The organism is Flindersiella endophytica, assembly GCF_054779015.1.
Genome location: NZ_BAAGYY010000027.1, coordinates 1 through 21,445, shown reverse-complemented (window position 1 = coordinate 21,445; position 21,445 = coordinate 1). Strand labels below are relative to the sequence as shown.

At 70.0% G+C, this 21,445-nt stretch carries 20 protein-coding genes and 1 tRNA gene; 12 read left to right on the top strand and 9 right to left on the bottom strand.

Translation table 11 applies throughout. The features are described from left to right. Positions 1-3: 3 nt before the first annotated feature. The 3 genes from ACYVF6_RS32380 to ACYVF6_RS32370 all read right to left on the bottom strand — a co-directional run bounded on the left by ACYVF6_RS32380 (position 4) and on the right by ACYVF6_RS32370 (position 2,826). Positions 4-858, bottom strand: coding sequence for an SDR family NAD(P)-dependent oxidoreductase (locus tag ACYVF6_RS32380; protein ID WP_460526655.1), 855 nt, complete (start codon positions 856-858; stop codon positions 4-6). 82 nt (positions 859-940) lie between these two features. Continuing rightward, positions 941-1,870: an AEC family transporter gene (locus ACYVF6_RS32375; RefSeq protein ID WP_460526653.1), complete on the bottom strand. Its 930-nt coding sequence runs from the start codon at positions 1,868-1,870 to the stop codon at positions 941-943. Then, entirely contained in the window at positions 1,867-2,826 is a 960-nt protein-coding gene (locus ACYVF6_RS32370; RefSeq protein ID WP_460526651.1) for an NAD(P)-dependent oxidoreductase, read from the bottom strand. The genes ACYVF6_RS32375 and ACYVF6_RS32370 overlap by 4 nt, the downstream gene beginning before the upstream one ends. On the opposite strand from ACYVF6_RS32370, the gene ACYVF6_RS32365 reads away from it, so the two are divergent. Further along, a complete protein-coding gene (locus ACYVF6_RS32365; RefSeq protein WP_460526649.1) occupies positions 2,817-4,238 on the top strand; it encodes an aminotransferase-like domain-containing protein in 1,422 nt (473 codons plus the stop codon). The genes ACYVF6_RS32370 and ACYVF6_RS32365 overlap by 10 nt on opposite strands. A gap of 18 nt (positions 4,239-4,256) precedes the next feature. On the opposite strand, the gene ACYVF6_RS32360 is transcribed toward ACYVF6_RS32365, so the two are convergent. Both ACYVF6_RS32360 and ACYVF6_RS32355 read right to left on the bottom strand, forming a co-directional pair. Continuing rightward, the gene (locus ACYVF6_RS32360) at positions 4,257-4,922 is read right to left on the bottom strand and encodes a response regulator transcription factor (protein ID WP_460526647.1); all 666 of its coding nucleotides are present in this window, start codon (positions 4,920-4,922) and stop codon (positions 4,257-4,259) included. Continuing rightward, positions 4,919-6,187, bottom strand: coding sequence for a sensor histidine kinase (locus ACYVF6_RS32355; RefSeq protein ID WP_460526645.1), 1,269 nt, complete (start codon positions 6,185-6,187; stop codon positions 4,919-4,921). Before ACYVF6_RS32355 ends, ACYVF6_RS32360 begins: the two co-directional genes overlap by 4 nt. A 166-nt stretch (positions 6,188-6,353) precedes the next feature. On the opposite strand from ACYVF6_RS32355, the gene ACYVF6_RS32350 reads away from it, so the two are divergent. After that, complete coding sequence (locus tag ACYVF6_RS32350) at positions 6,354-6,866, top strand: M15 family metallopeptidase domain-containing protein (RefSeq protein WP_460526642.1); 513 nt, start codon at positions 6,354-6,356, stop codon at positions 6,864-6,866. A gap of 86 nt (positions 6,867-6,952) precedes the next feature. After that, positions 6,953-8,440, top strand: a complete 1,488-nt coding sequence (locus tag ACYVF6_RS32345; RefSeq protein WP_460526640.1) for a flavin-containing monooxygenase — start codon at positions 6,953-6,955, stop codon at positions 8,438-8,440. A 3-nt stretch (positions 8,441-8,443) separates the two neighbouring features. On the opposite strand, the gene ACYVF6_RS32340 is transcribed toward ACYVF6_RS32345, so the two are convergent. From ACYVF6_RS32340 to ACYVF6_RS32330, 3 genes are all read right to left on the bottom strand, one after another. Continuing rightward, complete coding sequence (locus ACYVF6_RS32340) at positions 8,444-9,634, bottom strand: thiolase family protein (RefSeq protein ID WP_460526638.1); 1,191 nt, start codon at positions 9,632-9,634, stop codon at positions 8,444-8,446. Between the two features lie 225 nt (positions 9,635-9,859). After that, positions 9,860-13,024, bottom strand: a complete 3,165-nt coding sequence (locus ACYVF6_RS32335) for an AfsR/SARP family transcriptional regulator (RefSeq protein WP_460526636.1) — start codon at positions 13,022-13,024, stop codon at positions 9,860-9,862. Positions 13,025-13,041: 17 nt separating this feature from the next. Further along, a complete protein-coding gene (locus tag ACYVF6_RS32330; RefSeq protein ID WP_460526634.1) occupies positions 13,042-13,749 on the bottom strand; it encodes a dienelactone hydrolase family protein in 708 nt (235 codons plus the stop codon). 142 nt (positions 13,750-13,891) lie between these two features. Between ACYVF6_RS32330 and ACYVF6_RS32325 the strand changes: the two genes are divergently transcribed. The 3 genes from ACYVF6_RS32325 to ACYVF6_RS32315 are packed head-to-tail and all read left to right on the top strand — an operon-like array spanning position 13,892 to position 16,910. Then, the gene (locus ACYVF6_RS32325; protein ID WP_460526632.1) at positions 13,892-15,016 is read left to right on the top strand and encodes an NAD(P) transhydrogenase subunit alpha; all 1,125 of its coding nucleotides are present in this window, start codon (positions 13,892-13,894) and stop codon (positions 15,014-15,016) included. 18 nt (positions 15,017-15,034) lie between these two features. Beyond that, positions 15,035-15,526 (top strand): NAD(P) transhydrogenase subunit alpha part 2, encoded by a 492-nt coding sequence (locus ACYVF6_RS32320; RefSeq protein WP_460526630.1) that lies wholly within the window; start codon positions 15,035-15,037, stop codon positions 15,524-15,526. Beyond that, positions 15,519-16,910 carry an NAD(P)(+) transhydrogenase (Re/Si-specific) subunit beta gene (locus tag ACYVF6_RS32315; protein ID WP_460526628.1) on the top strand — a complete coding sequence of 464 codons (1,392 nt, stop codon included), beginning with the start codon at positions 15,519-15,521 and terminating at the stop codon, positions 16,908-16,910. Before ACYVF6_RS32320 ends, ACYVF6_RS32315 begins: the two co-directional genes overlap by 8 nt. Before the next feature lie 14 nt (positions 16,911-16,924). On the opposite strand, the gene upp is transcribed toward ACYVF6_RS32315, so the two are convergent. Then, a complete protein-coding gene (gene upp / locus ACYVF6_RS32310; RefSeq protein ID WP_460526625.1) occupies positions 16,925-17,566 on the bottom strand; it encodes a uracil phosphoribosyltransferase in 642 nt (213 codons plus the stop codon). Positions 17,567-17,722: 156 nt separating this feature from the next. On the opposite strand from upp, the gene ACYVF6_RS32305 reads away from it, so the two are divergent. The 6 genes from ACYVF6_RS32305 (at position 17,723) to ACYVF6_RS32280 (ending at position 21,345) form a co-directional block, all read left to right on the top strand. Continuing rightward, a complete protein-coding gene (locus tag ACYVF6_RS32305; RefSeq protein WP_460526623.1) occupies positions 17,723-17,953 on the top strand; it encodes a hypothetical protein in 231 nt (76 codons plus the stop codon). A gap of 76 nt (positions 17,954-18,029) precedes the next feature. Further along, positions 18,030-18,524, top strand: coding sequence for a tRNA adenosine deaminase-associated protein (locus ACYVF6_RS32300; protein WP_460526621.1), 495 nt, complete (start codon positions 18,030-18,032; stop codon positions 18,522-18,524). Positions 18,525-18,673: 149 nt separating this feature from the next. Beyond that, entirely contained in the window at positions 18,674-19,153 is a 480-nt protein-coding gene (locus ACYVF6_RS32295) for a tRNA adenosine deaminase-associated protein (protein ID WP_460526619.1), read from the top strand. After that, positions 19,150-19,611, top strand: a complete 462-nt coding sequence (gene tadA / locus ACYVF6_RS32290; RefSeq protein ID WP_460527203.1) for a tRNA adenosine(34) deaminase TadA — start codon at positions 19,150-19,152, stop codon at positions 19,609-19,611. Before ACYVF6_RS32295 ends, tadA begins: the two co-directional genes overlap by 4 nt. A 73-nt stretch (positions 19,612-19,684) precedes the next feature. Further along, positions 19,685-19,772: transfer RNA gene (locus ACYVF6_RS32285), tRNA-Ser, on the top strand. Positions 19,773-19,827: 55 nt separating this feature from the next. After that, positions 19,828-21,345: a potassium/proton antiporter gene (locus tag ACYVF6_RS32280; RefSeq protein WP_460526617.1), complete on the top strand. Its 1,518-nt coding sequence runs from the start codon at positions 19,828-19,830 to the stop codon at positions 21,343-21,345. Positions 21,346-21,445: the final 100 nt, after the last annotated feature.

The window sequence follows — 21,445 nt, the reverse complement described above, 5'->3', positions numbered from 1 at the left end:
TCCTTATTGCTTGGTGAGCCCGAGGGCGCTGACAAGCATGCGATCCATCCAGCGGTCGGGCAGGATGCGGCGCATGAAGATCATCGGCTTGGCTCCGGATCCCACGGGGTAGCGGCTTCGGGGGCGCCGGCTGGTCAGGGCGTGCACCACCGCGCGGGCCACCACGTCTGGATCCGAGCCCTTGGCAGCCGATCCGGACACTCCGGTCGCCATCGCCTGCAGCGCCGCGCCGTACTTCTCGCGGCCCGCTGCCGGCAGCCCGCTGAGCCAGGTCTCGGTGTCCCGGATGAGCTTGCCGCCCATCGGCGTGGCGATCGCGCCGGGCTCGATCACCGACACGTGCACTCCGGACCAGCCCAACTCGATGCGCAGCGAGTCGCTCAGACCTTCCAGGCCGTGCTTGGCGGCCGCGTAGGTGGCCATCAACGGTGGGCCGACCTTGCCGCCGGCGGAGCTGACGTTGACGATCCGGCCCCGATCGCGGAAGAGCAACGGCAGGAACGCCTGGGTCACCGCCAGGTGACCGACCAGGTTGACCTCGAGCTGACGGCGGAACTCCTCCAGCGGAAGGAACTCGACCGGGCACGGCACTGTGGTGCCGGCGTTGTTGACCAGGCCGGCGAACCTGCCGCCGTCGTCCAGCCGCTCCTCCACCAGGGCACGGACGGCGGCGATGGACTCCGCCTGCGTCACATCGAGGTGGACGGGAGTCAAGCGCTCCGACCCCGCCTGCCGCAGGGCCTCTCCATCCTGCTCGCGGCGGATGCCGGCGAACACGTCGAATCCAAGAGCATCCAGGGCAAGCGCACACGCCCGCCCGATGCCGGTCGAGGCTCCAGTGATGACGATTGCTTGCATGGAACTGACACTAGACGCTAATGATTATTCGGTCAAGTGTCATGACTCACAACGCGAACTGGTCAGAGCTCCATGCCTGCGATCAGCGCAGCACCAGCCAGGCCGTCGCCGGTACGGTCACGGCGCTGAGCAGGGTGGACATGGTGATCGCCGCCGGTACGGCCGGCACCTCGGCCGCGAACCGCTGGGCGAGGACGTACGTACTGCCGGCCGGCGGCAGCGAGGCCAGCACCACGCCGGCTCGCACCCAGGGGGCGTCGATCACCAGCAGGTGCCCCAGCACGCACCACACCAGCAAGGGATAGACCACGAGCTTCGTCACCGTGAGACCGGCGACGGCAAGCCTGGCTCGGCTTCCGAGCCGCCGCCCGGCCAGCGAGCCACCCAGCGCGAACAGCGCGGTCGGGGCAGCCGATGCTCCGAGCAGGCCGAGGAATCCGTCCAGCGGACCCGGAACGGCGCTCCCGGTGGCCGCGACACCGGCGCCGCCGGCGATCGCCACGACGATCGGGTTCGAGGCCGTGACGCGGACCAGCAGCCGGCCGGCTCCGCCCCGGGCACCCGGCGAGCCGCTCATCGTCGCCGCCGCGATCGACAGCAGCACCATCACCTCGGCCAGCACGGCCATCGCCAACGGTCCGGCGCCGCGGTCGCCGAAGTAGGCCAGCATCAAAGGAGGGCCGAGAAACCCGAGGTTGCCGACGGTCGCCGTCGCCGCGCACGCACCGGCCACGGGCGTGGGCGAGCGGGCAAGCCTGCGGGCGGCGGCGAACCCGCCGGCGAAGACCAGTGCTCCGGCGCCGAGATAGCCGGCGTAGAAGACCGGATCGAACGACGCGTCCAGCGGCTGCGCCGAGATCAGCCGGAACACCAACGCCGGCAGGGCGAACTGGAACGCGTACCGTCCGAGGGCGTCCAGTGCCTGTGCGGTCACCAGCCCGGTCCGCCTGGCCACCCAGCCCAACGCCACGACGCCGAACACCGGCACGCTGAGCAGCGCGACGCCGGTCATCTTCCGGTGACCGCCCCGGTGCGTCGCTCGATCGCCCGGATCACCGCGACCATATCGGTGTCGCCGAGCCCCAAGGCTTCGGTCTCGCCGAACAGCGCGTGACAGGCATCGAGCAACGGCGAGGCGATACCGGCCGATCGCGCGGCCGCGGCGATCACCTGGTTGTTGTACAGCACGTTGGAGATCGAGGCCTGTACCTCGAAGTCCCCGGCCAGCAGCTTGGCCGCCTTGCCGCGGGACACACTGCTGGCCATCGGGCCGGCGTCCAGTATGCCGGCGAACTGCCGCAGGTCGAGCCCGTGCCGTTCCGCGAAGTGCGCGGCCTCGGCCAGCCCGGTGACCATCGTGATCAGGAACAGGTTGACCGACAGCTTCATCAGCAGCGCGTTGGGCACCGGCCCGCAGGCGACCGACTCAGCGCACATCGGCTGGATCAGCGGGCGTGCCTCCTCGACCGCGCCCGGCTCGCCGGCCAGCATCGCCACCAGTTGCGCGGCCTCGGCGGGCTTGCGGGAGCCGGAGACAGGCGCCTCGACGTAGTCCCCACCGGCGGAACGGATGCCGGCCTCGAGCCGGTGAGAATACTCCGGCGACGTGGTGCCGAGGTGCACGATCAGGTGGCCCCCCACCCGCTGGTCGAAGTCGGGCGTGCCACGGCCGAGCACGCTGTCGATCGCCGGACCGTCGGACAACATCAGGAACACCACGCGGGTACGCCGGAACAGCTCGGCCGGACCGGCCGCCACCTGAGCGCCTGCCGCCCGCAGCGGCTCGCTCCTGCCCGGCGTCCGGTTCCAGACCAGCAACGGAACGCCGGCGCGTGCCAGGTTGAGCGCCATGGGCTGACCCATCACGCCCAGACCGATGAAACCCACATTCATGCCGCTCATCGTCACGGCCAGGAACGGCTTGGCCCAGAGCCAATTCCGCGTAGATTGGTTTGCCGATGGATCCAATCGAGCTTTCGCATCGACTGGGCCGCTGGTCGTCCGGGCGAGGTCCGCTGTACGTCCTGCTGGCTTCGCGGCTCCGCGCGTTGATCGACGACACCGAGCTCGTACCAGGCGAGCGGTTGCCACCCGACCGCGTGCTGGCCACCACACTCGCCGTCGGGCGCAGCACGGTCGTGACCGCCTACGATCTGCTGGCCGTGGAAGGCCGGATCGTACGCCGCCAGGGCAGTGGCACCCGCGTCGCCGGCCCGGCCGTGCCGGAGCCGCACAGCACCACCGACGCACCGGTGTTCCTGCACCTGCTCGAACCCCGCGACGACGTGATCCTGCTGGCCTGCGCGGCACCGGACTCGCCGCCGCCCGAACTGGTCGAGGCGTACGCACGGACCCTTCCCGAGCTCGCGGCGATCACCGGCGACATCGGCTACCACCCACTCGGACACCTCGAGCTGCGCCAGGCGATCGCCGACCGCTACACCCGCCGGGGCATCCCCACAACGGCGGAGCAGATCCTGGTCACCACAGGAGGCCAGCAGGCCCTGTCATTGCTTGCCCGTGCGTTCGTCGCACCCGGCGACCGGGTCCTGGTCGAAGCACCCACCTACCCCGGCGCCCTCGAATCCCTCCGCGACGAGGGTGCCGTGCTCCGCACACTCCCCGTCGGCCTGGCTGGCTTCCGTTCAGCGGCCGCCCAACACCAGCCCCGGCTCGCCTACGTGATCCCCAGCTTCCACAACCCGACCGGTGCCGTGCTACCCGCCCTCGACCGCCAACACCTGGCCCGCGACGCCGAGGCAGCCGGCGTCACCCTGATCGAGGACGAGGCCCTGATCGACCTCGGCTTCCCCGGCGCGCAGCCACCCCCACCACTGGTCGCCCATTCGGCCACCGTGGTCTCGATCGGCTCACTCAGCAAAATCGCCTGGGGCGGCCTGCGCATCGGCTGGGTCCGCGCCGACCTGCCAACCATCACCCGCCTCGCAAGACTCCGTTCAGTGCACGACCTCGGCGGAAACGTCCCCGCACAACTGGCCGCCACCGCCCTGCTGCCACAGCTTGAAGCACTCGCACAACGCCAGGCCCCGCAACGGCAGGCCCGCCACAACCACCTGCGCACCGAACTGACCCGCCACCTCCCCGACTGGCACGCATCAGCAGTAAACGGCGGCCAAACCCTGTGGATTCGCCTACCTCACGGCAACGCCTCGGCATTCGCCCAAGCCGCCCTACGACACGGCGTCGCCGTCCTCCCAGGCGCCGGCCTCGACGCCGGCGGCAGCAGCCAAGACTTCCTACGCATCCACTTCATCGCACCCCCAACCGTACTGACCGAAGCCGTCCGCCGACTGACCAAAGCCTGGCAGCACTACCCAGCGAACGCCCCCCACACCACCGCGCCACAGCTGGCCATCTAGCTCGGCAACCCCCAAGGCCTACCGCCCAACCAGCCCGTTCTCGTACGCATAGACAACAGCCTGCACCCGGTCCCGCAACCCAAGCTTGGCCAGCACCCGCCCAAGATGTGTCTTGACCGTCGCCTCCGACAACACGAGCTGCTGCGCGATCTCAGCATTCGACAACCCACCAGCGAGCAAGAGCAACACCTCCCGCTCCCGCGAAGTCAACTGCTCCAACCCGTCAGCAGCCGAAGCAACGCCGGTGTCAGGCAGATAGCTGGTGAACCGGTCGATCAACCGCCGCGTCGTGCTCGGCGCCACCACGGCGTCTCCGGAGTGGACAGCGCGAATAGCCCCGACGAGTTCGGCCGCCGATGCCTCTTTCAACAAGAAGCCGGACGCCCCGGCCTTCAACGCCGCGAAGGCATACTCGTCGAGGTCGAACGTCGTGAGGATCAGAACCTTCGGCGTGGCGTCCCGGCGCTGGCGGCAGATCTCGCGGGTGGCGGCGACGCCGTCCATGCCGGGCATGCGGACGTCCATCAGGACGACGTCGAGGTTGGTCTGCTTGACCTGCTGGACGGCCTGATGCCCGTTGCTGGCTTCGGCGACGACCTCGATGTCGGGCTGGGCGCTGAGCACCATCTTGAAGCCGGTACGGATGAGTTCCTGGTCGTCGACCAGCATGATCCTGATCGTCACAGCGCCGTCCTCGCGTGGACCGGCAGCCAGGCGTGGACGAGGAACCCGCCCGCGGGGTGCGACTTGGCGTCGAGCTGCCCACCGAACGCTGCGACGCGTTCCCGCATGCCGACCAGCCCGTGCCCTGGAACCCCCGGGACTCCCGACGCACCCGTCGTAACCGCACCAGCGGCGCTGAGGTCAGGGTCGGTCGCGGGTCGCGAACGCCCCGCTCCGTCGTCGGCGATGTCGATCATGATGGCGTTCTCCCCGTAGACCAGCCGGACGGTGGCTTTCGCTCCCGCGCCGGCGTGCTTGAGTACGTTCGTCAGCGACTCCTGCACGACACGGTAGATCACGAGCTGCAAGCCCGGCGGCAGCTGCCCCGGCTCGCCCTCCGTCGTCAGGCTCACTTCGGGCCCGGACGACCGGACCTGCTCGACCAGTTCGGGAATCTGCTCGATGCCGGGCTGGGGCGCGTAGACCGCGCCCGCGTCGTCGCCGTCGCGGAGGACGCCGACGATGCGCCGCATCTCGGCCAGCGCCTGCTTGCCGGTGGTCCAGATCGTGTCCAGCGCCTGCCGGGTCAGCTCCGGATCATGGTCGAGCGCCTGCCGGCCGCCCTCGGCGTGCACCACCATCACGCTCACGTTGTGGGCGACGACATCGTGTAGCTCGCGGGCGATCTGCGCCCGTTCGTTCGCGACCGTGATCTGCGCGCGCTGGTCTCGCTCGCGTACGGCATGCGCCTGCTGCTCGCCCGCGTGCCGGCTGCGAGCCGCACCGTAGAAGCCGGCGAACCACACCGTGCCTACCGCCAGCATCACCGCCACCGTGGTCGCGATCGTTGTGGGAGGCGAGAACTGCGCTGAGCTGAAGAACGGGAATACGTTGAGAACGCGCTCCGGCAGCTGCCAGGTCATCGCGCTGACGATCACGCCCAGTTCCGTGACCACCCCTGCCACCACCGCCCACTGGAACGAGCAGCGCCGGACCACGGCGTACATCGCGACCACGATCGCGAGATCGGCGGGCACCGGCGGCAACCCGATGACCACCTGGAACGCGGAGGCCACCGCGACGGCCACGAAGACTTCGATGGGGTGCCGGCTGCGCCAGAGCAACGGGACGAGCAGGGCGGCCGACCCCACGAAATAGATCGCGAGGGCATAGATACCGAAGATGCTGCTGTCCTGCTCGGCCAGGGCTACCAGGAAGGTCAGGACGACCAGCGGCGCGATCCAGAGCAGGTCGCCGGTCTGCGGCTGTTTTGGCTGATCAGGCACGTCTGCAGCCTAGACGTCGCGGCAGCGGCGATGGGTCAGCCAAACGTATGACGTTCACTGTCCACGAACGTATTGCACACAGAGTCGCCATGCCCCAGATGGTGGCCGGGAAGTCCGCTCGTTTGGCCGACGCCTGGCAGGTGCCCGCAAATCTAGCTTCGTAAATATGAAGGAAACGAGGGGCATTCGACGGCTGCTGGCGTACATCGTCATGACCTTGATGTTGATCATGGGGATGCTGGTGCTGTTCCGCGGCCAGGTCTACGCGTTCGCCGACGCCAGGGCATCCGAACCCGAGCTCGCCGACGTCGACCCGGCACTCCGGCACGCGATGGAAGTCGCGATGAGGGACGCGGCCGGTCAAGGAGTACGCCTCCGGGTCGTCTCCGGCGGTCGATCGCTTGCCGAGCAACGCGAGCTGTACGAGAAGGCAGTCGCCGAGCACGGCGCGGCCTCGGCGGCCAAGTGGGCGGTGCCGCCGAACGAGCTGTCAGCACACGTGAAGGGCCTCGCGGTCGACGTCGGCCCGGTCGCCGGCTCGGCCTGGCTGCGCGAGCACGGCGCGCGCTACGGCCTCTGCCAGGTCTACGCCAACGAGCCTTGGCACTTCGAACGTACGGCCAAGAACGGCACCTGTCCGGCGCTCGCCTCCGACGCCTCGGCCGTCGAGCACTTCTGAACCGCACGACGCGATGTGCACGAGGCAGGTTCGTAGCTACTATCGAGTAGGGTTTGGCGAACTGTAGTAGCCCATGGGAGCCGCTCATGACTGATCCGCGGGGTTCGACCGGAGTAGTGATCATCGGCGCCGGCTTCTCCGGCCTCGGCATGGCGATCCAGCTGCTGAAGGCCGGCCGCACCGACTTCGTGCTACTGGAGAAGGCCGACGACGTGGGCGGCACCTGGCGCGAGAACACCTATCCGGGCTGCGGCTGCGACATCCCGTCCAGCGTCTACTCCTTCTCCCACGACCTGAACCCCGCGTGGACCCGCACGTACCCAGGACAGCAGGAGATCTGGGACTACCTCCGGCGGCTCACCGAGTCGTACGACCTGCGCGAGTACATCCGCTTCGGTGTCGAGGTGACGTCCGCCCGCTGGGACGCCGATGCGAACGAGTGGGAGGTCGCGTCGGCGAGCGGTGACACCTACCGCGGTCACGCGCTGGTCAACGGCTTCGGGCTGCTGCACGTGCCGCGAATACCCGAGCTGCCGGGGCTCGAACGCTTCGAGGGCGAGGCGTTCCACTCCGCGCAGTGGAACCACGACGTCGACCTGCGCGGCAAGCGCGTCGCGGTGATCGGTACGGGCGCGAGCGCGATCCAGTTCGTGCCGAAGATCGCGCCCGAGGTCGGTGAGCTGTACATCTTCCAGCGCACGCCGGGCTGGCTGATCCCCAAGCCGGACCGGCCGTTGCCGGACTGGATGAAGCGGCTCTTCGCGCGCGTTCCGCTCGCGCAACAGGTCTACCGCAAGGTCGTGTGGCTGCGGCTGGAGGCTCAGGCGCCGGCGTTCAACGGCAACGCGACCATGCAGAAGGTGGCCGAGCGGATCTCGCTGAAGCACCTGCACGACCAGATCGAGGACCCCGAGCTGCGCCGCAAGCTCACGCCGTCGTACCGCACCGGCTGCAAACGGGTGATGCCGTCCAACGACTACTTCCCGGTCTTCAACCGGGAGAACGTCGAGCTCGTCGACCGCGCCGCGGTCGAGGTCACCGAGCGGGGCGTCGTCGACCGGGAAGGCGTCGAGCGTGAGGTCGACGTCATCATCCTCGCGACCGGCTTCGAGGTGATGGAACGCCTTGGAGACTTGAAGATCAGCGGCCGCGACGGCGCGGACCTGGCCGACACGTTCGACTCCCACGGTCTGACGACCTACCTCGGCATCAACGTCAGCGGGTTCCCCAACCTCTTCTTCCTGCTGGGCCCGAACACCGGTCTCGGACACAACACCGTGGTGTTCATGATCGAGCAGCAGATCAAGTACGTCATGCGCTGCCTCCGCCTGCTCGATCGCACCCACGCCGCAGCTCTCGACGTCCGGCCCGAAGCCCAGCAGGCCTTCAACGCCGACATCCAACGCAAGCTCGGCAAGGGAATCTGGACCCGCGGCGGCTGCGCCAGCTGGTACCTCGACGCCGCCGGCGTCAACCGCGCGATCTGGCCCGGCTACTCCGGCACCTACTGGTTCGCCACCCGCAGGGTCCGCCGCAACGACTACGAGCTGATCGGTTCGTCGGTCCAGGACTAAGGCTCAGGGCAGTTCGAACAGCGTGCTCACGCCCTGCCCGACGCCTACACACATCGTCGCCAGGCCGCGACGGACCGCGCCGTGCCGCATGGCGTGGACGAGGGTGACCGCGAGCCGCGCGCCGGAGCAGCCCAGCGGATGGCCGATCGCGATCGCGCCGCCGTTGACGTTGACCTGCGAATCGTCCAAGCCCAGTTCGCGAATCACGGCGATCGACTGCGACGCGAACGCCTCGTTGAGCTCGACCAGCCCGAGGCCGTCGATCGTCCATCCGTAACGCCGCAAGGCCTTCCGCGTCGACGGCACCGGGCCGATCCCCATCACGTCGGGATGGACGCCGGCCGCCGCGGTGCCGACGTAGCGCGCCAGCGGCTCCACGCCGAGCTCGGCGACCACCTCGTCGGACGCGAGTACGACGCCGGCCGCACCGTCGTTGATCGGTGAGGAGTTGCCGGCCGTGACTGTGCCACCTTTGCGGAACGCCGGTCGCAGCTTGGCCAGCTGTTCCATCGACGTGTTGTCGCGAATGCCTTCGTCGGCATCGACCAGGCCGTGCTCCTTGGTGAAGACCGGCAGCAGCTCGTCGGCGAAGACGCCGTTGTCGCGGGCGTGCGCGGCCCGCTGGTGGCTGCGCAACGCGAACGCGTCCTGCTCCTCGCGGCTCACGCCGTAGCGGACGGCGACCTCCTCTGCCGTTTCGCCAAGCGTGACAGGCGGATACAGCTCCCTCATCTGCGCGTTGACCATCCGCCAGCCGAGCCGCGTGTCGAAGATCTCGGGCCCGTGCCGGTCGTCGAGCCGCGGAATGACGTACGGCGCCCGGCTCATCGACTCCGACCCACCGGCGACGCAGAGGTCGGCCTCGCCGGAGGCGATCATCCGCGCGGCCGAGGCGATCGCCTCCAGGCCGGAGGCGCACAGGCGGTTGACGGTGGCGCCGGGGATGGTTTCCGGCAGCCCGGCCAGCAGTACGGCCATCCGCGCGACGTTGCGGTTGTCTTCGCCGGCCTGGTTGGCCGCACCCCAGTAGACGTCGTCGATACGTGCGGGGTCGAGCGCGGGCAGCCGCTCCAGCAGCCCTTTCACCACGGCGGTCGCGAGGTCGTCCGGGCGTACGCCGGCGAGCTTTCCCCGTGCCCTCCCGATCGGAGTGCGCACCCCGGCTACGACATGAACGCTTCGGGTCGACGGCATGCTGACACGGTACGACGCCCCGCACCGGCCCGCGACTTTCGTGCGCTGGCCGCACAGCCACAGCCGCGACCGTCAGCGCGGCCCCAGCAGCAGCTCTGCCAGCGTGGCGATCCACAGCCCGGCGACGACCGCCATGGCCGCGACCGCCACGCCCACGACCAGCGCGAACCGGATCCGCTGCGTACACATGCCGCGGGACCCTGGCAGAGCCCTCTCACAAAACTCTCATAAGCCCTGGGCATAGAACGGCGGCAGCCGCAGGCTGGCGACCTCCAGGCCGAGCTCGCCCAGCAGCCGCTGCCACTCGGTCCGGTACGCCGCCCCATCGTCCTCGCCCAGCACGCGATCCAGCCGCGCCAGTACGCGCGCTATCTCCAGCGGCCGTCCCAGCCGGCGCCACCGGGCCAGCGACTCCCGCAGCGGCTTGGCCGCCGGCTCGGCACCTTCGCCGCGTACGACCGCAAGGTCGCCAAGCGACCGGAGCGCGTCGCCGGACATCTCGGCGTCGCCGAGCTCCTCGGTCACAGCCAGCGCCCGCCGCAGCCGTTCCCCGGCGGGCTCCGTCTGCCCGAGCGCGATCTCCACGTTCGCGAGCTTCACCTCGGCCGACGCGACCGTCAGCGCGTCGTCGACGCGTTCGGCGGCCTGGATCGCCTCCTGCAGCAGGGATTCCGCGGTCTGCGCCCGGCCGATCCCCGCGAGGACGTCGGCCTGCGTCATCAACCGCCAGGCCAGGATCAGCGGCCGGTCGTGCGAGCGCTCGATCGCCACCGCGCGGCCGATCCATGGCTCGGCCTCGGCTGGCTGCCCGGCGTCCAGGAACGTGCTGGCGCGGTAGGCCATCACCGTCGACACCAGCTGGGTCGGCGTCTCGGCGTCGCAGCTGTCGTACGCCTCGTCGAGGAAGCCGGCCGCCGCTGCCAGCCGACCGAGTACGCGCGCGGTGTGCCCGGACTGCGCGAGCGCCCGGATCGTCCGCTGCTTGTCCCCGACCGAACGGGCCAGCGTGAGCTGCCGCTCGGAGATCTCGGCCATCTTGGCGTAGTCGGCCAGGTCGGAGTACGTCGCGAACAGCGCGGAGAGCACCCGCAGCAACAGATCGCCCGGTCCACCGTCTGCGGCCTGGCGCAGGCTGCCGGCGGCCCGCTCGTACGCGCGGATCCGGTCGGCGTCGTACGCGCGCAGCTGCAGGAACGCGCCGATTCGCAGCGCCAGCCGGGCAGCCAGCGACGCGTCGCCGCGCGAGCCGGCTCGTTCGATCGCGGCCAGGAGGTTCGCGCGCTCGGTCTCGAACCAGTCGAACGCGGTGTCGCGGGCGAGCCGCAGCGCGAGCGCCGGTCGCGGCGGCGCGCCCAGCCCGAGCGCCGACGTCATGCCGTGCTCGATCAGCTCATCAGCCTCCGACGCCAGCGCCAGCCAGCCCTCCAGCACCCGCACGTCCGCCGCGCCACGATTGTCGCCGCCATCGTCGCCACGATTGTGGGCAGGATTGTCGCCGAGATTGTCGCCACGATTGTGGGCAGGATTGTCGCCGAGATTGTCGACAAGATTGTCGGCAGGTCTGTCGCCACGATTGTGGGCAGGATTGTCGCCACGATTGTGGGCAGGATTCACGCCGAGATCGTCGCCACGATTGGCCGAGGGCGACGGTTGCTCGGCCGCGTACTCCGCGACCAGGTCGTGCAGCCGATACCGTTGCTGCCCGACGGCATCGGTCCCGCGCGGCTCGACCAGGTGGATGTCGGTCAGCTCCCGCAGCAAGTCCCCGGCGGGCGCGCCACACACCGCGTCGGCGACCCAGGCCGGCCAGTCCGCCGCGCCGAGCCGGCCGAGGCCGCGGAACAGCCGGGCGGAGTCAGCCGCCAGCGCTTGGTAGGACAGCGCGATCGACGCCCGTACGTCCAGGTCCCCGACGGCCAGCTCGTCGAGCCGCCCGCGCTCGGCGGCCAGCCGGTCGGCCAGTCCGGCCGCGTCCCAGTCCGGCTGGGCCGCCAGCCGAGCCCCCGCGATGCACACCGCGAGCGGCAGGCCCGCGCACAGGTCCACGATCCGCCGGGCCGCGTCGAGGTCGGCGGTGACCAGCTCGCGACCGGCGACCTCGGTGAGCAGCCCCAGCGCGGCCTCGTCCACCAGCTCCGGAACGCTGATCCGCTGGGCCGTCATCAGCGCGGCGAGCTGCCGGCGGGAGGTCAGGATGACGCCGCTGCCGCCCGCGCCCGGCAGCAACGGCCGGACCTGAGCCTCGCTGGCCGCGTCGTCGAGCACGATCAGCAGGCGGCGGTCGGCGAGGTGGCTGCGGTACATCGCGACCCGCTCGTCCCGGTCCTCCGGCACAGCCAGCCCGTCGACGCCGAGCGCGCGCAGGAACCCGCCGGCGACCTCGTGCGGGTCGGCCGGCTCGGCCTGGCTGCCGCGGAGGTTGGCGTACAGCTGCCCGTCGTGGAAGACCTGCGCGAGCCGGTGACCGGCCGCCAGCGACAGCGTGGTCTTGCCGACGCCGCCCGGCCCGACCAGCACGACGACGCCTCCGGCCGTACCGCCACCGGCGATCGCCTGGGTGAGAGTGTCGAGCAGCCGTTCCCGCCCGGTGATCCGGCGTACCGCAGGCGGCAGCTGCCGGGGGATCGGCCGGCCGATCGAGCTGGAGACGGGCGTCGCCGGCTCGCCCCGCAGGATCCGCTGCTCCAGCTCGCGCATCCCCGCGCCCGGCTCGACGCCGAGCTCGTCGGCGAAGCGGCGGTACACGGCCTGGTACGTCGCCAGCGCGTCGGCCCGCCGCCCGGCTCCGGCGAGCGCCCGCATCAGCCGGCCGTACAGGTGCTCACGGTACGGGTGCTCGGCGAGCAGCGGCTGCACCTCGCGTATGACAGTGTCGAACCGCCCCAGCGCCAGCTCGGCATCGAGCTTCGCCTCGGCGGCGGCCAGGCGTTCCTCGGCGAGCCCCTGCCGGATGTCGGCACCGAGCCCGCTGGGGACGTCGGTCAGCGCCGCGCCACGCCACAGTGACAGCGCCTGGTCCAGTGCGTTCGCCGCGGCCGCGTGGTCGCCGGCGTTGGACGCCCGCCGGGCGTCGGCCACCAGCGCCTGGAACTCCGCGACGTCGAGCCGATGCTCGCCGAGCCGGAACTCGTACCCGCTCGTCCGGGTCACGATCAGCCCGTCGTCGACCTCGTGCAGCCGGGTGCGCAGCTTGCTCACCAGGTTGTGCAGCTGGGCCTTGGCCGTGGCCGGCGGATCCGGCCACAGCCGGTCGACGAGGAAGTCGGTGGAGACCTGCCTGCCGGGATTCAGCAGCAGCATGGCGAGGACGAACCGCTCACGCGCGCTGCCCGCGGGCAGGCGAACGCCTTCGTGATGGACCTCGACCGGGCCCAGCAAGCGGAACTCCACGCCGCAGTTCTACCGAATTACGGAGTGTGTGCCTTGATGAAGCCCAGTACGCGGTCCCAGGCGTCGGCGCACTCGGCGGAGAAATCGGCGTACGAACGGTCGAAGAAGCTGTGCGGCGCGCCCGGGTAGGTGTGGATCGAGTGCTCGACGCCGGCCTCGGTGAGCCCGGCGTCGTAGGCGGCCACCTGCTCCGGCGGGATGCCCTGGTCGGCGCCGCCGAACAGGCCGAGCACCGGCACGCGGGTCCGCGGCGCGATGGTGATCGGCGTCTGGCCGCCCTCCTCGCGCGGCTTCATCCCGCCGTAGAAGCCGATCGCGCCCTGGTGGCCGAGCGACTCGTCGGCGCCGAGCAGGAAGGAGTACGACCCACCGAAGCAGAAACCGATCGTGAACAGCGCGCGGCTCCGCCCGGTCTCGCGAAGCGCCGCCGCTCCGGCCACCACGTCGGCCGACACGCCGGCGTACGTCGTCTGCTTCACATGCGGCATGAACTCGAAGTCCTCACCGCGCTTGTCCGTGCCCGCGGTCCGCCCGAAGTAGTCGATCGCCACCGCGTCGATCCCGACAGCGGCGAAGTTCTCGGCCAGCCGCTGATAGAACGCGAACAGGCCGCGGATGTCCGGCAGGATCACCACCGACGCGCCGGTGGGCTCGGGCGCCTCGGCCCGCCAGGCCATGAACTCTGTGCCATCCGCGGATGTGAGCGTGAGCGGCGTGCCGGGCACGGGCTCGGGGGCTCCAGCGGGACGTGGTGGTTCGGCGTCGAACGCAAAGCACATTTTCGCGGCATCCTAACGGGTTGCTGTTGGAAGAAGATCTTCGCCGAACCTACTCCCGGGACGTTCGCGTGCCATAAGGTTGCGCCTCGTGAGGGTAGCTGTGCTCAAGGAGACCCGTCCCGGTGAGCGCCGGGTCGCGCTGGTTCCCGATGTGGTCCCACGGCTGGTCGAAGCGGGGTTCGAGGTGTGTGTCGAACCCGATGCGGGTGAGCACGTCCACGCCAGCGACGACGCCTACCGCGAGGCCGGGGCCTACGTCGCGTCCGACGCGTTGGACCGGGCTGACCTGGTGGTTTCGGTGCAGCCGCCGGGCCCGTTCGTCGCCGGCAGCCTGCCGAAGGGCACGATCACCGTGTCCATGCTCGCGACCACGCAGCAGCTGCCGCTGGTCCGCACGCTGCAGGCCCGTGGTGTCACGGCGTTCTCGATGGACCTGGTGCCACGGACGTCGCGTGCGCAGGCGATGGACGCGCTCTCATCCCAGTCGCTGGTCTCGGGCTACCGCGCGGCGATCGTCGCGGCCGAACGGCTCAACCGGTTCTTCCCGCTCTACATGACCGCCGCCGGCACGGTGAAGCCGGCGACCGTCCTCGTCCTCGGTGCGGGCGTCGCGGGGTTACAGGCGGTCGCGACCGCGCGCCGGCTGGGCGCGATGGTCGAGGCCTACGACGTACGCGAGGCGGCGGCCGAGGAGATCCGCAGCCTCGGCGCGCGCTACGTCGACATCGGGCTGCCTCCGCTGGAGGGCGACAACGGCTACGCCCGTGAGATGTCAGACGAACGTGCCCAGCGCCAGCGCGAGCTGCTCGCGCCGCACGTCGCCAAGGCCGACGCGCTGATCACGACCGCGGGCGTCCCCGGCAAGCCGGCACCGATCCTCGTCACCCGCGACATGACCGCCGGGATGAAACCGGGCTCGGTGGTCGTCGACGTCGTGGCCGAGCTCGGCGGCAACGTCGCCGGCAGCCGGCCGGGCGAGGAGTTCGTCCGCGACGACGTGCTGATCTGGGGCGGCCGCAACGTGCCGAGCCAGATGCCCGAGGTCGCGAGCCGGCTCTACGCGCAGAACGTCGTGAACCTGCTTCTCTTGATCGGACGCAGCGGCGACGTCGTGGTCGACTTCGACGACGACATCATCGCAAGCACCTGCGTCACCTATGAAGGCAAAGTACGCCATCAGCTGACGGGGGACCTGCTCGGAGAGGTGAGTTAGCCCCAGATGGATGGCATCGTGCTCCTGACCATTTTCGTGCTGAGCGCATTCGCCGGCTACGAGGTCATTTCGAAGGTTTCGACGATCCTCCACACACCGTTGATGTCAGGCGCCAACGCGATCCACGGCGTGATCCTGGTGGGCGCGGTGCTGCTCGCCGGGCGGGCCGAGACCACGGCGGAGCTGGTGGTCGGCCTGGTCGCGGTGTTCCTGGCGACGCTCAACATGGTCGGCGGGTTCGTCGTCACCGACCGGATGCTCGACATGTTCCGGGTCAAGCGGCCGGCGGTGGCGTCCGGGCCACCAGGCAAGTCCTCGCGAGGCTCCGGCGCCAAACCGGCCGCCGCTTCGCCGGCGGACGAGCCGGCCGCCGCGTCTCCCTCCGCAGCCGGCGACGAGCCGACGCGGGCGGACCGCTACTCCGACGACACCCCCACCCACGCTCGCGACCGCTGGGACAGCTCGTTGCCAGAGGAGTCCGACATCTCGAAGGCAGACCGCGATGACTGATGGCCTGGCGATCTCCTCGGCCTGGGTCGACCTCGGGTTCCTGGTCGCGGCCGTCTGCTTCATCGTCGCGCTGAAGGCGTTGTCGTCCCCGCGTACGGCCCGGATCGGCAACCTGATCGGCGCGTTCGGCGCCTTGCTGGCCGTCGTGCTGATGTTCGTCGCGGCCAAGCCCAAGCACCTGATCCCGATCCTGGTCGCGGTCGCGATCGGCGGTCTCGCCGGTGCGATCGCCGCTCGCCGGGTCGCGATCACCGCGATGCCACAGCTGGTGGCGCTGTTCAACGGTGTCGGCGGCGGTGCGGCCGCGCTGGTGGCGGTGCTCGAGCTCGCCGGACCGCACGGTGAGATCTCCGTTCCGGCGCTGATCGCCGTCGGGTTCACGGTGCTGGTCGGTGGCGTGAGCTTCGCGGGCTCGGGCGTGACGTTCGCCAAGCTGCAGGAGCTGATGACGACCCGGCCGCTCGTGCTCCCGCACGCGCGCTGGATCATGCTCGGCTCGGTGGCGGCAGCCTTGCTCGCGGCGGTGTTCGTCGTGCTGACGTCGCTCACATGGATCGCGATCGTGCTGCTGGTGCTGGCGCTCGGGCTCGGCGTGCTGCTGGTGCTGCCGGTCGGTGGCGCGGACGTGCCGATCGTCATCTCGTTGCTGAACGCCTTTACCGGCTTGTCGGTGGCGGCGAGCGGTTACGTGCTCGGCAACACGCTGCTGCTCGTCGCCGGCACGCTGGTGGGCGCCGCCGGCACGTTGCTGACCCGGTTGATGGCGCAGGCGATGGGACGTTCGGTCGGCAACATCCTGTTCGGTGCGCTGCGCGGAGCGTCGACGCTGGGCTCCACCGTCGAGGGTGTGCGGCCGGTGCGTTCGGCCAAGCCGACCGACATCGCGGTGCTGCTGGGGTACGCCCGGCGGGTGATCGTGGTGCCGGGGTACGGCCTGGCGGTGGCGCAGGCGCAGCACATCCTGCGCGAGCTGGCCGACGTGCTGTCCGAGCGCGGCATCGAGGTGGTCTACGCGATCCACCCGGTGGCGGGCCGGATGCCCGGGCACATGAACGTCCTGCTGGCCGAGGCGAACGTGCCGTATCCGCAGCTGCGTGAGATGGACCAGGTGAACCCGGAGTTCAAGACCGCCGACGTGGCGTTGGTGGTCGGCGCGAACGACGTCGTGAACCCCGTCGCGCGCAACGGAGTCGGCACCCCGATCTCGGGCATGCCGATCCTCGACGCCGACCAGGCCAAGGCGATCGTGTTCCTGAAGCGTTCGATGCGGCCGGGTTTCGCGGGCATCGAGAACGAGCTGCTCTACGACCCGAAGACCACGCTGCTCTTCGGCGACGCCAAGGACTCGCTGAGCCAGCTCGTGAGTGCCGTCAAGACGCTCTGAACCTCGCGGGTCCGTTAGTCGACGACGCCGTAGAGGCGGTCGCCGGCGTCGCCGAGGCCGGGGACGATGTAGCCCTTGTCGTTCAGGCGTTCGTCCATGCCCGCCGTCACCACCGTGATCGGAACGGTCAGATCATCGAGCTCGCGCTGCAGCCGGTCGATGCCCTCCGGCGCGGACAGCAGGCAGATCGCCGTGATGTCGTCGGCGCCGCGGTCGATCAGGAAGCGGATCGCGGCCGCCAGCGTGCCGCCGGTCGCGAGCATCGGGTCGAGGACGTAGCACTGCCGTCCCGACAGGTCGTCGGGCAGGCGCTGGGCGTACGTCGATGCCGTCAGCGTGTCCTCGTCGCGGATCATGCCGAGGAAGCCGACCTCCGCGGTCGGCAGCAGCCGCATCATGCCGTCGAGCATGCCGAGGCCGGCCCGCAGGATCGGCACCACCAGCGGCTTCGGGCTGGCGAGCTTCGCGCCGGGCGCCACGCTGACAGGCGTCCGCACCTCGATCGGCGACGTGCGGACGTCGCGCGTCGCCTCGTAGGCCAGGAGCGTCACCAGCTCGTCGGTCAGCCGCCGGAACGTGGGCGAGTCGGTGTCCTGGTCGCGAAGGTACGTCAGCTTGTGCGTCACCAGGGGATGGTCCGCCACATGAATCCGCATGCGCCGAGCTTAGAGGCTCCCTCTGGCGCCGGGCCGCGCCGCCGGAACCGGTCAGCCAAGATCGTCGAAGAAAAGAAGTGACAGGCAGCGCATTGGTAACGTCACACGGGAATCATCAAGCTGGCCGGGAGCGACGACCCTGCGGAGGTCCTAGCTATGGCGAGGCAAAGCGAAGACCGGAACGGCGCGCACGATGACGGCAAGAGCGACAACGGCGACGAGAACGGCACCAATGGCGAAACTCAGGCCGAACGGCTCCGAAGGCGGGCGGCGTTCCTGCGCGACCTCGCCGAGATGAAGGAGCTACGCGCTCGCGTACGCCCACGGCGTACCCGCGTAGCCAAGCTCCGCGAGGCACGCCGCCGGGCGACCTATCGCTCATCGTGAGCAAGCGGCGTCAAAAAGCCGCGCGGCTCATCGGAAATAGCCGGATGTCCCAGCCGTCTTCTGTCACGATTCCTCCATGGCCGAGGACAACCCCGAGGGAATCGACTTCGCCATGGTCGCCTACGTCGAAGAAGGCACCTGGCAAGTCGCGTCGCTGCCCGGGTGGTCGACCCGCGACCTCGACACGTTGGTCCGGGCCGTGCGGCAACTGCCCGCCGACGGTGGCACACTCGGACTGATCTCGGTCGACGACGACTTCTTCATCCTGATCCGGGTCGAGGGCCAGACCGTACGCTGCCTGTTGTCGGATGTCACGGCGGCGACGGAATGGCCGCTGGCACACGAGGTGTTGGACCAGCTACACCTGCCCGTGCCCGACGAGGATGAGGAGGACCAGCCGCAGCCGGCCGGCGATCTGAGTATCGTTGCGGATCTCGGCATGGGAGCCATGGACCTCGGTGCTCTCTGTGACGACCTTGACCTGTACCCCGACGACATGCTGGCCGAGATCGCCGAGCGACTCGGTTTTGGAGCGGCCTTCCGGCGCGCCGTTGATGCCGCGCTCGGATAGGGCCGGATGGGCCCAAAGTGCTCGCACGGAACGCGAGCCACGTCCGTCCCCTGGTTTACACCGGGGGACGACCCCCGGACCCCGCGGCAAAGTCGTGTTGAACTTGGCGTTGGAAGACCCCCGAACGAAGCTTGAAGGAATGGTGTGCGGTGTCATACTTCGCGGCGGCATTCGCTCGTGATGATGGCGACTGGATTGGTGCGGAGCTCGACCTGGACGAGGTCGAGACCATCGAGGATCTGGCCGACTCGGCCCAGGAGGAGATCGAGGCGGACAGCGAGTTCGTCATCGTCCTGATCGAGGACGAGGACTGGTTCGCCGTCTTACGAGTGGCCAGCGATGCCTCGGCTGAGATGTACGTCTCGGACGCGGCGGAGGCGTTCCGGTCACCGCTCGGCGAGCTGCTCGTGCTCGACATCGGCGGCTTCGAGGCCGAGGACGACGACGGTGACGACGGTGAGCTCACCGTTCCGGCTGCACCGATGGGTGAGCCGGGTCTGCTCACCGACCTCGGACTGAAGAGCGGCGACCTGGTGGCGCTGGCCACGGGCGGCAGCACGTCCGCCGACGCGATCACCGAGATCGCCGAGCGGATCGGCGCCGTCGACGCGCTGGAGGACGTCCGCTGACGGCTGCGCAGAGCTGGGCCTCGGCGATGCGTGCCGCGCTCGCCGAGGCCGATCTCACGCGCGAAAGCGGTGACGTACCGGTGGGTGCGGTGGTGCTCGACTCGAGCGGCGCCGTGGCCGGCCGGGGGCACAACACCCGCGAGGAGTCCGCCGACCCCACAGCACATGCCGAGCTGATCGCGCTGCGTTCGGCCGCGGCCGCGCTGGGAACCTGGAGGCTCTCCGGCTGCACGCTCGTGGTGACGCTCGAGCCCTGCGTGATGTGCGCGGGCGCGCTCGTGCAGGCCCGGGTGGACGCGCTCGTGTTCGGCGCGTACGACGAGAAGGCGGGTGCGGCAGGCTCGGTCTGGGACCTCGTACGCGACCGTCGGCTGAACCATCGGCCGTCGGTCACCGGGGGCGTCCTGGCCGACGAGTGTGGTGCCGTACTCCGCGACTTCTTCGCCGGGAAACGGTGAGCGCTTGCCCAATCTGAGCGCGGGTGGGCGGGTGCGCTGTGGTTCCCGTCCGGCGTCTTGTACTCTTCTCGGCGGTGGCGTGTCCGAGCGGCCTAAGGAGCGCGCCTCGAAAGCGCGTGAGGGGCAACCCTCCGCGGGTTCAAATCCCGCCGCCACCGCCAAGCATTTCTACGTGATCCCGGGCCTCGTCCCGGGATCCGGCCCGAGGCACCGCCGATGACGATCGAGACTTTCGACTGGTGGCTCCTCGGCGCTGCCGTCGTCGTTCTGATCGCTGTCCTCGCCGTCCGGGTTGCCGGCCGGCTCGGGCTGCCTGGCCTGCTGGTTTACCTCGCGATTGGTGTCGCCATCGGCGAGTCCGGCTTTGGCGTCGAGTTCGACGACGCGCGGCTGGCGCAGCTGATCGGCTACACCGCGCTGATCATCATCCTGGCCGAGGGCGGCATCACGACCCGCTGGTCGGAGGTGCGTGGGTCGCTGGGGCTCGGCATGACCCTGGCGATCGTGGGGACCGCGGTCAGTACGAGCGTGGTGGCCGCCGTCTCGCACTACCTCCTGGGCTTCGACTGGCGGCTGGCGTTCCTGCTCGGCGCGGTCGTCTCGGCCACGGACGCGGCGGCGGTCTTCTCCGTACTCCGCAAGGTGCCGTTGCCGCCGCGGCTGGCGGGTGCGCTGGAGTCGGAGTCCGGTCTCAACGACGCGCCGACGGTCTTACTGGTGACGCTGCTCAGCACGACCGCGCACGACCCGCACGCGTGGTACGAGTACGGGCTGATCATCGGGTGGGAGCTGCTCGGCGGCACCGTGGTGGGTTTCCTGACCGGCAGGGTGGGCGCGTCGGTGATCCGGCGGGCCGCGCTGCCGGCGTCGGGCCTGTATCCGCTCGCCGTTCTGGGGCTGGCGTTCCTGGCGTACGCGGGGTCGGCGGCGCTGCACGCGAGTGGGTTCGCGGCGGTCTACGTGGCGTCGCTGGTGCTGGGCAACGCGAAGCTGCCGCATCGCCGCTCGATCCTCTCGTTCGTCGAAGGGCTGACCTGGCTGGCGCAGGTTGGGCTGTTCGTGATGCTGGGGCTGCTGGCGTGGCCGGGGCGGATGGGGCTGGGCACGCTGGCGTACGCGCTGGTGATCGGCGTGGCGCTGACGTTCGTGGCCCGTCCGATCGCGGTGGCGCTGTCGGCGCTTCCGTTCCGGCTGCCCGTACGGCAGGGGGCCTTCCTGTCGTGGGCAGGCCTGCGTGGGGCGATCCCGATCGTGCTGGCGACGATCCCACTGGCGGCGGACGTACCCGTGCCGCGGGCCGACCTGCTGTTCGACATCGTGTTCGTGCTCGTGATCATGCTGACGCTGGCCCAGGGGCCGACGCTGCCGTGGGTCGCGCGGCGGCTCGGCGTCATCGAAGGCGACCGGGTGGCGGACCTGGAGGTCGAGGCGGGGCCGCTGGACCTGCTCGATGCCGACCTGCTCGAGGTCAAGATCCTGGCGACGTCGAAGCTGGCGGGCGTCGAAGTGGGGGAGTTGCGGCTGCCGGCAGGCGCGTCGGCGTCGCTGCTGGTTCGGGACGGCCGGCCGATGGTGCCGTCCGCCTCGACCGTGCTCCGCGCCGGCGACGACGTACTGGTCGTGACGCCCCGCCGCGTCCGCGACGCGACCGAACGCCGGCTACGCGCCGTCAGCCGTGACGGCCGCCTGGCCCGCTGGCACTTCCGCCGCGCGGCTCCTCCTTCGGCCGACTAGGCCCTGTTTCATAAGTGGTTGTTGTGATCTGGGTGTGCTCGGCGTGTCGGTGATCAAGAATGTGCGAGGTCTCCGGTAGATGGTTCATCGACCAAGACGA

Bases quoted from the DNA above. Each gene is read 5' to 3' on its own strand.
- ACYVF6_RS32380 (WP_460526655.1), bottom strand. From the start codon at position 858: ATGCAAGCAATCGTCATCACTGGAGCCTCGACCGGCATCGGGCGGGCG.
- ACYVF6_RS32375 (WP_460526653.1), bottom strand. From the start codon at position 1,870: ATGACCGGCGTCGCGCTGCTCAGCGTGCCGGTGTTCGGCGTCGTGGCG.
- ACYVF6_RS32365 (WP_460526649.1), top strand. From the start codon at position 2,817: ATGGATCCAATCGAGCTTTCGCATCGACTGGGCCGCTGGTCGTCCGGG.
- ACYVF6_RS32350 (WP_460526642.1), top strand. From the start codon at position 6,354: ATGAAGGAAACGAGGGGCATTCGACGGCTGCTGGCGTACATCGTCATG.
- ACYVF6_RS32345 (WP_460526640.1), top strand. From the start codon at position 6,953: ATGACTGATCCGCGGGGTTCGACCGGAGTAGTGATCATCGGCGCCGGC.
- ACYVF6_RS32340 (WP_460526638.1), bottom strand. From the start codon at position 9,634: ATGCCGTCGACCCGAAGCGTTCATGTCGTAGCCGGGGTGCGCACTCCG.
- ACYVF6_RS32315 (WP_460526628.1), top strand. From the start codon at position 15,519: ATGACTGATGGCCTGGCGATCTCCTCGGCCTGGGTCGACCTCGGGTTC.
- upp (WP_460526625.1), bottom strand. From the start codon at position 17,566: ATGCGGATTCATGTGGCGGACCATCCCCTGGTGACGCACAAGCTGACG.
- ACYVF6_RS32305 (WP_460526623.1), top strand. From the start codon at position 17,723: ATGGCGAGGCAAAGCGAAGACCGGAACGGCGCGCACGATGACGGCAAG.
- ACYVF6_RS32300 (WP_460526621.1), top strand. From the start codon at position 18,030: ATGGCCGAGGACAACCCCGAGGGAATCGACTTCGCCATGGTCGCCTAC.
- ACYVF6_RS32280 (WP_460526617.1), top strand. From the start codon at position 19,828: ATGACGATCGAGACTTTCGACTGGTGGCTCCTCGGCGCTGCCGTCGTC.